Here is a 13,078-nt window from a genome sequence, read left to right as displayed (position 1 = left end):
TAAGGAGAGTTTAAATGATAAATCTGCTCCACCCTGTCCTTGTATAGACTGAAGTGTTTGATTATCCAAAGCTTGTAATTCAGCATGAGATAAATTAGTTATGGATAATAGGAGTAAAATCGCTATTTTTTTCATCTTAATACTCCTATAGTCCTTTTGTGGTTAATTTCATATGTTGAATTAAAAGCCCATCAATTACTGCTGAACCATAGTTATTCATTGCCGAAGGGTTCACACCACCAGTTGGAACTGCTGGAGCAGGATCATTAGCGCTGCCATATAAAATTTTCTCTAAACCACCATTAACATTAAACCATCTTGCCTCATTATTACGTGTACCAAATGCCCATTGTCTATTTTCTGCTTTCGCCGCTGTAGATTTCAATATCGTTAATCGACTTAAACCTTTAACGCCTTCTCCTGATTGGCTTGTTCCAGCACACATACCATTTCCTGTCTCATCTGGCCCACACTCATCAAGACCTGCAATAAATCCACCTAGAGTTAAGTTATTTAAATTTTCTGGACTTGTGACGCTACCTTTTTGACCAGCCACAGCACTGCCACCATTTACAGGCGTGCCGCCTAAACAAGCAAATGCTGTAGTACAGTACCTTGCATATGCTCCATCAGTATTACCAAAAACTTTTGTACCATCTGCATTAACACTATCCAAATATATCCAATCCTCATGGTAACCTTGAGTTGTAAACCACCGGAACTCTTCTACTGTTCTTGCCCTTCCAGCCGTAATTGTATGCCCATCATAAGGATCGGTTACTGTGGAACCATCAGATAATAAACCACCTTCCGATCTCAAAACATAACGATCAGTCACTAAATAACTCGTATCTACACGTTGGCGACGCTGTTGATACTGCACCTCATTGTAAGTCTTTGTTCCAGATATTTCTGTTCTTGAAACAGGCTGACCAAAGAATACTCCCATTGACTCAACACCATCATAAGCCAACAACGTCTTTCCACCATCAGGGCTATAAGCTGTACCAATACTAATACTACTGTGTGTTGCTAATTTAGTTCCATTTGCCAAATTATAGTTTGTACGCGCAGAACCACCTTGGTAACCAGAGATGGTAGAATCACCACATTGATACACGTTACAAGTCGAACCTAAATAACTATTATCTAAGCCAGAATAGTCTGTGTAAATTTTTTTGTAAATTTCAGGTTTGTTTGGAATACGAGCAATCTCCAAACTGAAGTTACGACCATCCGAACCTAGAATTAAAGGTTGATATAGACTTCCTAATACAAGGTTGATATTCGGATAATAGAGATACAATCCTTCATTAGCCTCAAATGTTGGTGCTACAGTCCCACTTAAGGCTGGTGTTGATAAATTTGCTTGTGCTGTTGTTTCTTTGGTACTGATACGCAAGACTTTATCACCAGCTTGGAATCCAGTAGGTAAATTCCACGATGCACCTGATACAGTATCTTGGACCTTGCGATCTCTGAATCTGAATTGACAATTAGCATCACTAAAACTTATTGAATCGTCACCACAACCTGTCGTTGCAGTTCTCCAACCCGCTGTTGTAGAGTAGTTTGTACCACCATCTATACTATAGGTACGAGATGCTGTACCGGGATTGTAGACAGCCTTGAAGTTTTGACTGTCACCACTATTTATACGAAAAACACCTGAGACGCCTAAAGTGTTATTATAAAAGGCACTCATACCATTATTATTGCTCGAGCCACCTAAGGTTTGAAATATTTGCAAATTACTGCCATTTATTCCAAAACCATTCGCTATTGCTTGCAAACGTAAACGATTCGCTCGATCGCCAGCTGAAGCCTCATCAGCAGTTTGTGTGGAGCTAAATAATTCTCCGAGTTTAAATTGATTAGGGTCACCTTCAGGTTTACTTTGATCCCGTACAAAAGCATCAACCCATAGTGCAAGCTTTAAATTATAGGCATCTACACCTGTTTTTGTCCCAGTTTCATATAATGGTGCTTCAAGGTTTAGATATGTAACCGTTCCGTTTGTACCAGAAAAATCAGGAACATCTGTTGCTGTTGCAGCTTTGAGCACCCAAGGGTTATTTGCTGTTCCCCAGCTTGCAATCTTGGAACCAAATCGGTTATTTGAGTCATTATCATTTTTGGATAAAGCCAAACCATACAAGTATAGATCTGCTTTACCAACAGAGTGATCAGCTGTAGTCACTGACCCATCGTTGTTCGTATCTTGAACCATAGAGGTTAAACCACCTACTGGAACATAATGGATATAGCCGGTATCTTTACTTCTATCAGTTAGAGATGTTTCATTACCTGCTTTATCTCCACGCAAGACAAAAGAAAAGTCTGTAGGTAAAATTGCAACACCTTCACCAGTCGTTTGGCTTAAAGCATCGTCAGAAATTTCCTCCAGTGCAAAAGCATATTTACTTAAACACAGACCAATCAACGTTGCTAGCACAGTTCGTTTGAATGATACCGTATAAAGTGTAGTCATCTTGACCTTCCTATTCCACGATGCTCCGCATCATCATTATTTTTCTCAATTTTTTTGAGTGATTTAACTGCTATACAAAGAGTACTTTCGAGCTTCACTCGAGATAAAGGGCAAATTTCACCCAAGCAATCTCAGTTTTATTATGCCGAATAATTACACAAAAGCAAAACAAAGCTGTCAAATGTTACATATTTCCGATAGATGAAAATACAACTAAAATCAGCTCACTTATCAACATACTAATTTTTAAAAGTATTCCCTACAGGTCTCAGATTCTCACATAAAAAGTGCTGCTTATCGTGTTAAAACATGTCTGCTATTGATTAGATCGTATACTTAACAAATATCTCAATATCATTCCTATCAATCGTTAATATTCTTAGATGGGAAAACCATCATAATTTTATTATTAATTTTTATAATTGAGACACAAAACAACAAATAAAGTCATCATTGATAACAATAAATCGCCACTATCTTATTAAGTATTTTCTAACATCATTCAGAAATCTAAGAATAAAAAAAGCAGCATAAGCTGCTTAAATTTAAAATATTAAAAATCAACAGAACTTCAAGTTACCATAACAGTTTGGTGTAAAATATTGATTACCTAAAGTTAGACCGTTTACAGTCAAACCCAAATTAGATAATGCAAAGCCACCTGTTGCCCCCGTAGGTCCAATCTGAATACCTAATGCCTCATTACCACTAATCAATCCGGCTAAATCATTTGTTGATGGTGGGTTTTTTTCTAGGAAAGCATTTACTTGCTGAGCAATTTGTGGATGAACACATTGTTGTGGTACCGCAGTTGTACCTTCACACAAATTAACTGGATTTGTTGGAACAATAGTTCCCAAATCAACACCATCTTTAACACTCAACCACCAACCTGGTGAAGTAATATCATCTAAAGGTTGGCCTGGCCATAGAAGATTTTGTGACTGTAAACTTAGAGATGCTCCAGAATTAAGAGGTAAAGAGTGAATCAAGCCTAATGGTTGATTAACAGTAACACTCGCAGTAATATTTTTCACTTTTGTATACAAGTTTACGTAATAACTACTACCCGCAACAACACAACCAATACCACTACAACTATCAACTCTAGCTCTTATAGAAGCTTTAACATTTGTATTGTCATTTGCCTGATTTGGATCATTAACACCCCCTTGTGTACCTACTGCAGAGATATTATTTGGATTCAAATAGACAATATTACCACCAGCTCCATCAGAAATTGTTGTACTTCCAATCGTATATGTTGGTTTCACAGGGAAAGTACTACCATTAGAAGACAGACCATAACTATTACATTGACTACTTCCACCACCACAGTTACTGTTATTGAAATCACGTCCCAAAACTAAATCTGGTAGTTGCACCACAGGATTGAGAGATAGAACCGTAGGCATACGATTACCTTTAATCGTAAATCCAGGAATTTCAAAACCAACATTTTTAAATCCTGGTACCCAAAATCCACCTTGATCTAAAGTGAATTTAGCAACCGTACCTAAAGGGGCATTTAATGAACCTGAAATTCTGTTATAAGGATGATCAGAAGCATCAAAATAACTTGGCGCAGTCTCAATTACACCTTTAATTTTACCAGAACTATCCGAGCGGACAGGTATATAACCAGATAAAGCATTAATACCATTTGGAACAGCAGAGTTTTCTGTTCCAATCGTTAATAATCCTTGTGCTTTTTCTGAACTGACACGAAAACCAACCATTTCTCGCGTAGCTGCAGAACCGGGATTTTTAATTGCAAACTCAATAAAAGGATTCGTTAATTTCGCAGAGCTTCCAACACGATTTGTACGGTTTTGATCACTGCCAGCATCTGTTGCTGGATTACCCGTAATGCCAGGGTTACCACTCAAACTCACATTATCTAAATCAATATCACAACCAGGCCCATTACGACCACCACAACCTAATTGTAATTTCTTAATATTCACATTAAGTTCTAGCTCAGCTTCCATGCCTAACTTATAAAACCCGACCGTTTGATCACCACCAGATCTAGCTCTTTCCAAGTTCGCAGCATCAGTAGGAGCAATATATGACAAACTCATTAATGCTTGACCAGTTGTAGCCGACATTTCAGTATCAGTTAAGCTTGTTAAAGTAGAAGTAGCATTAGTAGTATTCAAGCACAATCCGCCCAAAGCCAACAATGCCAAATGAAGAGACTTAAACTGTCGCATGAAACCGACCTCCATGTTCTAAACATCCGTATTTTTTTTATAGGTGTTATGCCAAACCACAACTCGGCTTTTAAATGAGCTTATAGTGATTCTGTACAAAAACAAACCAAATTATGTTCATTCTATCTTATTTTTATCAAAATACTAGCTTCATTCATCTGAACTATTTTTAACGATAAAGTATTTTGTAAGAAATGATATGTAGAAAAAAGCCCATCATGTTATAGATGGGCTAATTATTAGGTCTTAGGTAAAGTCACACCTGTCTGCCCTTGATATTTACCACCACGATCTTTATATGATGTTTCACATACTTCATCGCTTTCAAAGAAAAGCATTTGTGCGACACCCTCACCCGCATAGATACGCGCAGGTAAGTTTGTAGTATTGGAAAATTCTAAAGTAACGTGACCTTCCCACTCAGGCTCTAACGGCGTCACATTTACAATAATACCGCAACGCGCATAAGTCGACTTACCCAAACAAACAGTAAGTACATTTCGAGGAATACGGAAATATTCGATGGTACGCGCTAAGGCAAATGAGTTTGGTGGGATGATACAAACGTCTGATTCAATGTCAATAAAGCTTTTATCGTCAAAGTTTTTAGGATCAACAATCGCTGAATGAACGTTGGTAAATACTTTGAATTCACGTGCGCATCGAACATCATAGCCATAGCTCGACACCCCATAAGAAATCAACTTTTCGCCATTTTCACCATAACGAACTTGATTCTCTGCATAAGGTTCAATCATGCCGTGTTTTTCGCTCATTTCACGAATCCAACGATCAGATTTTATTGCCATGACTTTTTTCCAAAATCTAAATTAATGATTGGCAGGTACTTTAACGTAAATCATCATTAATGAAAATAAGACTGCTATCCTGATAGGCAGAATAGCAGAGATACTTTATAAATTGATTAATGCAGAATAGCTGATCGGGATTGAAAAACTAATAAGCACGACGGATGCTGTGCGTTGTAATTTTGATTGTGAAAGCCATTTAACCTTATTGGTCGCCAACATTGCTCCAACAGATATCCAAAACAGAGCGATCGGCAAAATCAAACCAACAAAAACACTCATATGTACTAAGTAAATGTCTTGGTTCTTCCATGCAACTGCTGGAAAAATTGCAGAGGCAAACAACAAAGCTTTAGGATTTAAAAGCGTAGCAAACAATAATTCACGTGGGCGAATAGTTGGTTGATTTAATGCCACTTGTTGATTCGCTGTACGCCAAAGCTTAATCGCCAAATACAAAATATAGCCAGCGCTCATTAATTTTAAAAAGGTGGGAAGTAATGGTAAAGCTGTTGATACTTTGCCAATCAACATCCCCCAAGCTGTTATAGCAACGATATAACCCAATGCTTCAGCTGGAATAAGTAAAAGTGATTTGCGTACACCAACCTGAACACCAGATGATGCCAATAATGTGTTGGTTGGGCCAGGAGTAAATAATATGGTTATAACTAAACCAATGAAAAACCATGAAATCATTGAATGACCTCACTAAAGGATTCTCTGAGATTAATTCAATTACAATTTTATAGCAAAAAAATAACTGTAAGCACTTATAACGTTAATTTCACTACAATTATTTAACTATTTATTTTATTTCATCTTTATAAATTTCAAGTAGCTCACTACTGAACAGTCACCTAGATATCTATGTATATTTAAAGTACGATTACCGTGAATTTTTGAATAACATCTTACTGATTAGATTAAGATTTAGCATGAAATTTAAGCTAAGCCTAAGCAAAAAGTGGTATTTTATAATCAGTTGATCACACTATTTTCATTCTTCTACTCGCCAATATTTTATGCCTAAGCAATTTTTTCATAAGTGGCTTCCTTCATCAGAGAAAGTTGCTCAACTCAAGTTTATGCGCATTTTTGGGCAAAGTACCTTAAATCCTTTACTTTGGTATGTGAATCGTCACTCTATCGCCAAAGCGATGTTTATTGGTACCTTTTGGGGCATATTACCTGTACCTTTCCATAGTTTATTTATTATTCTGACAATCCTCTGGTTTGAGGTTAATTTGCCAATTGGGCTGTGTATGGCATGGCTGACAAATCCTCTCACTGTAGTTCCTATACTTTATTTAGGCTTTTGGTTTGGTACTAAGATTTATCATGTCAATATGATTGATCAAGAGATGCTATTGGGTGTGCTACATCAAATCATCAATTGGTTGAAGAACTTTGGACATGGACATATAGACTTGAGTCTGGCAAAAATCTTAATTTCAGGTTTAGTCATAGAAGCCATTCTGTTTGCTTTATTGTTTTATTGTGCAACTCACCTCTTATGGCGCTGGTTTGTTATTAAAAACTGGAAAAATAGAATTCAAAATAATCAAGAAGAAATCATGTAGCTGATTTCTTCTAGGTCTTTAGTTTTTATCCAATTGTTGTTTCATGTATTGTTCAACCACATCAAGTACATAGTCCTGACATACCTCACCCGTAGCAGGGTTATATGCACCATTATTGGTAATATTATTAGATAAAATTCTTATACCTAAAAATGGAACATTAAACTGTTGTGCAATCTGTGCGACGGAAGCTGCCTCCATCTCCTCTACAGAAGTTTGATAATTAGTATGGAAAAGCTGGATACGATCCAGCTCATTATTCCAAACATCTGCTGAACCAATCGTTCCCTTAACCACATTCCGTTTGCTATAAGAAGTTTTTGCTTTATGTGCAGCGATCAGTAACTGTTGATCACCTTCAAATTTGCGTATCGCAATCGGTTCAGGGTCAGACTCATCTTCTGGTAACACATCAAATGCCTCTGTCCATGCCAATGAGTTTGAACCGCCCCCTATCGGTAATCTTGGTGTTCTAAACGCACCAATATTTGTCGTGTATTTGCCTAATACAATATCAAACACGTTTAAAGCAGGATCATGCCCGCCTGATGTACCTTGATTAATAATTGCAATGGGTTGATATCGCTCAATTGCAAGTGCTGTAGCTGCGGCAGAATTACTCATGCCCATACGTGTTTTGGACACGATCACTGGATAACCTTTATAAGTTCCTTTCCAAAACTTCCATCCACCCACTGTTTCAACACTAACATTATCTAATTTTGATGCCATACGTTCAGATTCGACAGGTAAAGCACCTTGGATCACGATGGGTTGTAATTTAACTTCTGATTGCTCAGTCTCTTTTGGAGAATCTTCACCATTACAAGCACTCAGTAAAAATGCACTACACAATCCCAGAATACTTACAGCTCTTTTGATGGACTTCATATCATCACTCGAAAATAAAATAGTGATGAAGCAACCCTCATGCCATATTTTACCAAACGATATATTTACAACACTAAACAAAGAAAAGCCCAACGAAATGTTGGGCCGAACTTAAAAATAACCATCAATTAGAAAATGCGCTTGTCATCGCTCTGACGTTTTGGAAGTTTTTCCATCTGTTTTAAGACACTTTCCGCAATATTGATATAGCTTTCAGAAGCGACATCTTGTGCGATGACACTTGGTTTACCATTATCGGCATTCTCTCGGATTTTTGCATCTAAAGGTAAACGACCTAGTAAAGGTATGTCATATTGTTCAGAAAGCTGATCACCACCACCTATACCAAATATTTGCTCTTCATGTCCACAGTTAGAACAAACATGTGTTGACATATTCTCAATCACACCGAGTACAGGAATATTCACTTTATTAAATAATTCAATCCCTTTTACAGCATCCATTAAGGCAACATTTTGAGGTGTAGTAACAATTACCGCACCAGTCACTGGGATACGCTGTGCAAGCGTTAATTGAATATCGCCAGTACCTGGTGGCATGTCGATAACCAATATATCCAAATCTGGCCACAGAGTTTGATTAAATAACTGCATCAATGCGCCAGTGGCTTTAGGGCCACGCCATGCTACAGGAGTGTTATGCGCACCAATCAAATGACCGATTGAAATCACGGCCATACCATAAGCATCTAAAGGAACAAAATGTTCGTTTTCAATCTGTGGTGTGCGACCAGCATTGCCCAACATAGTTGGAATACTTGGACCATAAATATCTGCATCCAACACCCCAACTTTTAAACCGAGTTTTTGCAATGCGAGCGCAAGATTCACAGTTGTGGTTGATTTACCTACACCACCTTTACCCGACGAAACCAAGATTACGTTTTGAATACGTGGATGTGGAGCAACATCTCGTTGTTGTGGCGCAGCTTTTTCAATCGGAGGATTATTTGGGTCTGCTTCAGCTTTCGGAGATGCATCCATGACTGGAGGAAGGTTGGTGTTTTGTGCTTTTGGTTTAGATGAACAACTATGTCCCGCTTCGCCATGGGCAGCGTGTTTCTGCTGAATAATATGCAGATTGAGTTCTTGGATACCACACTTTTCTAAGGCATCTGCAAGCTCATCGTGAATCTGTTGTAAATGGTCTTTTTCTTCAGGAAATGTATTAATCGTGAGCTGTAGAATACGACCTTGAACATTAACTTGGCTGATACGATCTTTCAAGGCATTTTCAGAGTTTGGAAGAATATAATTTTGAAGGACTGTTTGGATTTCATCTTCCTTCACTTCTTGCGCAGGCGAAAAAACGGATTTTAAGGAAGAAAGCCACGACATTTTGTACTCCAAAAACTGATCATACTCACTGAATGTGGTTAGTTTAGCAGTATTGAAGATTCGACGCTCATATCAAAGACCGTAATTGCTCAATTTTATGTCGCAATTTATCTTTGTCTATCAGCGTCGATTGTTAAAGCTTTATCGTGTTTAGCCTTTGAATTTATTGATCGTATCAGTGGCAGCTTTCTTTAAATCATCTAACTTGCTGCTAGCTTGAGCTTTCAGATCATCAAATTTTGCAGCTGCCTCCTCTTTTAACTCAACTGCTTTGGCTTTTGCATCTTCTAATTTATGCGTTGCCTCTTCTTTTAAATGATCTAATTTCTCTTTGGCAGCATGTTGAGTATCCGCCAGTTTTTCTTTTAACTCATCTGCTTTAGCTGATAATGCAGCTTTACTTTCACCGTATTGATCGCTTGCATTGGTCTTTAAATCATCTAAAGCTTGCTCGCCTTTTTGCTTCAACTCATTGGCTTTATCTTTAGCTTGCTGTAAATCAGCTTTAGTTTGATCAATATCTTTCGCTGCGAAGTTTTTTACATCCTCCACAGTTTCCTGACCTTTTTGTTTGATATCACGTCCAAGCTCGCTGACTTTATCTTTAGCCTGCTGAAAGTCTGCTTTGGTTTGCTCTAAATCTTTTGCTGCGAACTGTTTTAACTGATCAATTTTGTCATTGCTCATGTCTTGTTCCTCTTGTTATTTCGTAAAAGCTGTCGTTGATTTCTATTACAGTTATACAAGATTCTGCCTACACTTATCGTGTTTGCTGCAAATTGAAACAAATGGGATACAGGATGATTCAAATTTATTGCTGATTAATAACCATTTGAATTTTCATATATAAAAATCATATAAATGCATAACACAACTAAATTACTTGATACGAGCAGACTGCTGAATCTCATACAATACATGCCAACTTAATGGATGATCTTTAGCTAGAGCAGGATGTTGAAATTCTGCTAATTTCCTCATCCCTAAGCTTTGCATAAGCGCTTGTGATCGCAGATTTTCTAAAGTGGTAAAAGACACAACAGTTTCAAGCTGCAAATGATTAAAAGCAAAATCTAAGGCTGCATTTGCTGCTTCTTTTGCATAACCTTTGCCCCAAAATGGTTGATCTAAGCGCCAGCCAATTTCAACACAGGGCGAAAATGAAAACTGTGTGGGTTGATCATGTAATCCTACCAAGCCTATCAATTGTTGAGTCTGTTTTAATTCTACTGCCCAAAAACCCCAACCCTGTTTTTCAATAATTGCCTTTAATTTATCTATATATACATCGCTTTCAGCGCGCGTTAAAACTTTTGGAAAATACCGCATAACCTCTGGATTAGCACTCATCTCTGCAAAAGGTAAATAATCGGTGTCTCGCCATTGGCGTAAAATCAGTCTTGATGTTTCGATCATTTTTAGAACCATTAAATTTGTATTAAAAACTATTCACAATATAGGGAATTAGATCAGATATACTTTTGCGCTATCGTGAAATTAACCTGACTTATAAAGCTTTATATATGAATGAAAATGAACTTTTAGAAATTCAAAATGAACTGCAAGCTCAACAAAAGCGCCTGAACTATATCCTTTCGAGTAAAAGAAGAATCCAAAGCATGATTGATTCTTTTGAAGGTGATTTGGCAGAACAATTACTTCCTGTCATTCATAATGAAAGCAACGATTATGGTGGAATCGCAACAAGTTTGGCACTTTCAATTTGTTGGAAATTTTCAAAAGTTGAATTTCCAAAGACCGTTCATTGGTGTGATAGTTTAGAAATTAATAGTCTTTCAATTAAAGATGAATTTACTTTTATTATTCAGGCACAAGCTTGGTTAGGTTTATCGGCAAATGCTGATAGTGCTCTTTGGCAAACGCCGATGTTTGCTGAGATTACGCTCGATCCGAAAACAGATGGCCTAAAGAGCTATCACATTCATTTCTTATCTAAAGGGAAAATCATCTCTTTAAGAAAGAATTCTAAGCAAAGTGTCACCGTTAAGCAGATGCAAAGTATGTAATCCTTTAGGGTTGCATACTTTTTAATCAAATAGGTTCATATTCTTCTTTTGATTTACTTTATTCATTACAAAATAACAACTGTTCGCCCCCATACAACCCAAAGCCAAAATCGGCAGCATCATGAAATACATCACAACACCAATTTTTAAAGTTGAAAAATCAATGTGGTTCACTTGATCTTCGAACAGAATCGTTAAGACAAGTAAAGCCCAAGCAACTAAGATCACAAAACTTATTTTTAAAAACTGGTATGAATCAAAAATCTGAGTGGGCAGTTTCAATACTGCAAAAACAATCAGATAAAAGATAAAAGCCAAAACGATGAGGATTGGGGTCAAATACATCATAACTTCCATGCCATCACTGACTACATGAAGCAGATGATTCTGTCGATAATTTAAGAACAAACAAAATGGAATCACAAAACTAAAAACAGAAACTAAACTGGCTGAGACTGATGAAAAAACTAATGACCAAGACCTCATTTTTATTTTCCTCTCTTTGATATTGTGATTATTCTCGATCAAACAGATGTACTTTGATTGAAGACAAAGTGAAGCTTGTATGAAGTTTCAAAATAAGATTCCCTTCAGGCTAAAAAGATTTCACCGATTCCCTTGTGCAAGTCGCTCTTAAGTCATGTAAAATCATCCACCTTGTAAATACGAATGAGAGAACAATATCCGTGCGTAAAATTTTAGTCACCAATGCCCTTCCTTATGCCAATGGTCCTATCCATATGGGTCACTTACTCGGTTATATCCAAGCAGATATTTGGGTTCGTGCGATGCGTGCAATGGGTCATGACGTGACTTACGTATGTGCGGATGATGCTCATGGCACAGCGATCATGTTACGTGCTGAAGCGAATGGCATTAGCCCTGAAGCGCAAATTGCCAATGTTCAAAAAGAACACATTCGTGATTTTGATGGTTTTGGTGTGCATTTCGATCATTATGATTCAACTCATAGCGATGCAAACAAAGCTCGTGCATCTGAGATTTATATTAAAAACCGTGAAGCAGGCAATATCGCTGTTCGCCCTGTCACACAATTATTTGATCCTGAAAAAGGCATGTTCTTGTCTGATCGTTTCATTAAAGGCACGTGCCCGAAATGTAAAGCTGAAGATCAATACGGCGACTCATGTGAAGTCTGCGGTACAACCTATAACGCGACCGAGTTATTAAACCCACGCTCAACATTGAGTGGTGCAACGCCAGTTGAGAAATCATCAGATCACTATTTCTTTAAACTACCGAATTTCTCAGAATACTTACAGAAATGGACGCGTGACCAAGGTCGTTTACCATTGTCTATTGCCAACAAGCTAGATGAATGGTTTGAATCAGGTTTATCAGATTGGGATATTTCGCGTGATGCGCCTTATTTCGGTTTTGAAATTCCAGATGCTCCAAACAAATATTTCTATGTTTGGGTAGACGCTCCAATTGGTTATATGTCGAGTTTTGAAAACTATATCAAAACTAAACGTCCTGATCTAAGCTTTGATGATTTCTGGAAAAAAGACAGCGACAAAGAAGTTTATCACTTCATTGGTAAAGACATTGTTTACTTCCATGCACTGTTCTGGCCTGCAATGCTTGAAGGTGCGAACTACCGCACGCCATCTGGTTTATTCGTAAATGGTTTCTTGACGGTGAACGGTCAGAAGATGTCAAAATCTCGCGGCACATTCATC

At 37.5% G+C, this 13,078-nt stretch carries 13 protein-coding genes; 3 read left to right on the top strand and 10 right to left on the bottom strand.

The window, feature by feature from the left end; translation table 11 throughout:
- The 5 genes from A2003_RS15035 to A2003_RS04420 form a co-directional block, all read right to left on the bottom strand.
- Positions 1–135: DUF6160 family protein (locus A2003_RS15035; protein WP_353743758.1), on the bottom strand; the 135-nt coding region annotated here is incomplete at its 3' end.
- 10 nt (positions 136–145) lie between these two features.
- Positions 146–2,491, bottom strand: coding sequence for a hypothetical protein (locus A2003_RS04435; protein WP_286686865.1), 2,346 nt, complete (start codon positions 2,489–2,491; stop codon positions 146–148).
- Positions 2,492–3,051: 560 nt separating this feature from the next.
- Positions 3,052–4,707 (bottom strand): hypothetical protein, encoded by a 1,656-nt coding sequence (locus tag A2003_RS04430; protein ID WP_286686864.1) that lies wholly within the window; start codon positions 4,705–4,707, stop codon positions 3,052–3,054.
- 239 nt (positions 4,708–4,946) lie between these two features.
- Complete coding sequence (dcd, locus tag A2003_RS04425) at positions 4,947–5,516, bottom strand: dCTP deaminase (RefSeq protein ID WP_004914176.1); 570 nt, start codon at positions 5,514–5,516, stop codon at positions 4,947–4,949.
- A 105-nt stretch (positions 5,517–5,621) separates the two neighbouring features.
- Positions 5,622–6,215, bottom strand: a complete 594-nt coding sequence (locus A2003_RS04420) for a LysE family translocator (protein ID WP_112987335.1) — start codon at positions 6,213–6,215, stop codon at positions 5,622–5,624.
- 326 nt (positions 6,216–6,541) lie between these two features.
- On the opposite strand from A2003_RS04420, the gene A2003_RS04415 reads away from it, so the two are divergent.
- Entirely contained in the window at positions 6,542–7,099 is a 558-nt protein-coding gene (locus A2003_RS04415) for a DUF2062 domain-containing protein (RefSeq protein ID WP_004914186.1), read from the top strand.
- An 18-nt stretch (positions 7,100–7,117) separates the two neighbouring features.
- On the opposite strand, the gene A2003_RS04410 is transcribed toward A2003_RS04415, so the two are convergent.
- The 4 genes from A2003_RS04410 to A2003_RS04395 all read right to left on the bottom strand — a co-directional run bounded on the left by A2003_RS04410 (position 7,118) and on the right by A2003_RS04395 (position 10,764).
- Entirely contained in the window at positions 7,118–7,990 is an 873-nt protein-coding gene (locus A2003_RS04410) for a 5'-methylthioadenosine/S-adenosylhomocysteine nucleosidase (protein WP_286686863.1), read from the bottom strand.
- Positions 7,991–8,118: 128 nt separating this feature from the next.
- Positions 8,119–9,348, bottom strand: coding sequence for an iron-sulfur cluster carrier protein ApbC (apbC, locus tag A2003_RS04405; RefSeq protein WP_286686862.1), 1,230 nt, complete (start codon positions 9,346–9,348; stop codon positions 8,119–8,121).
- Positions 9,349–9,498: 150 nt separating this feature from the next.
- Positions 9,499–10,035, bottom strand: a complete 537-nt coding sequence (locus tag A2003_RS04400; protein WP_286686861.1) for a hypothetical protein — start codon at positions 10,033–10,035, stop codon at positions 9,499–9,501.
- Between the two features lie 192 nt (positions 10,036–10,227).
- Complete coding sequence (locus A2003_RS04395) at positions 10,228–10,764, bottom strand: GNAT family N-acetyltransferase (protein WP_286686860.1); 537 nt, start codon at positions 10,762–10,764, stop codon at positions 10,228–10,230.
- Between the two features lie 107 nt (positions 10,765–10,871).
- Between A2003_RS04395 and A2003_RS04390 the strand changes: the two genes are divergently transcribed.
- Entirely contained in the window at positions 10,872–11,375 is a 504-nt protein-coding gene (locus A2003_RS04390; protein ID WP_004952510.1) for a hypothetical protein, read from the top strand.
- Between the two features lie 21 nt (positions 11,376–11,396).
- Here the strand turns inward: A2003_RS04390 and A2003_RS04385 are convergent, their stop codons facing one another.
- Positions 11,397–11,861 (bottom strand): hypothetical protein, encoded by a 465-nt coding sequence (locus tag A2003_RS04385; RefSeq protein WP_004952507.1) that lies wholly within the window; start codon positions 11,859–11,861, stop codon positions 11,397–11,399.
- Between the two features lie 200 nt (positions 11,862–12,061).
- On the opposite strand from A2003_RS04385, the gene metG reads away from it, so the two are divergent.
- Positions 12,062–13,078: methionine--tRNA ligase (metG, locus tag A2003_RS04380; RefSeq protein ID WP_286686859.1), on the top strand; the 1,017-nt coding region annotated here is incomplete at its 3' end.

It is taken from the genome of Acinetobacter sp. GWC1_38_13 (genome assembly GCF_001767535.1).
Lineage (GTDB): Bacteria > Pseudomonadota > Gammaproteobacteria > Pseudomonadales > Moraxellaceae > Acinetobacter > Acinetobacter junii.
Note: the sequence above shows the minus strand (reverse complement) of the source record. Positions and strands in the feature narration are given on the sequence as shown.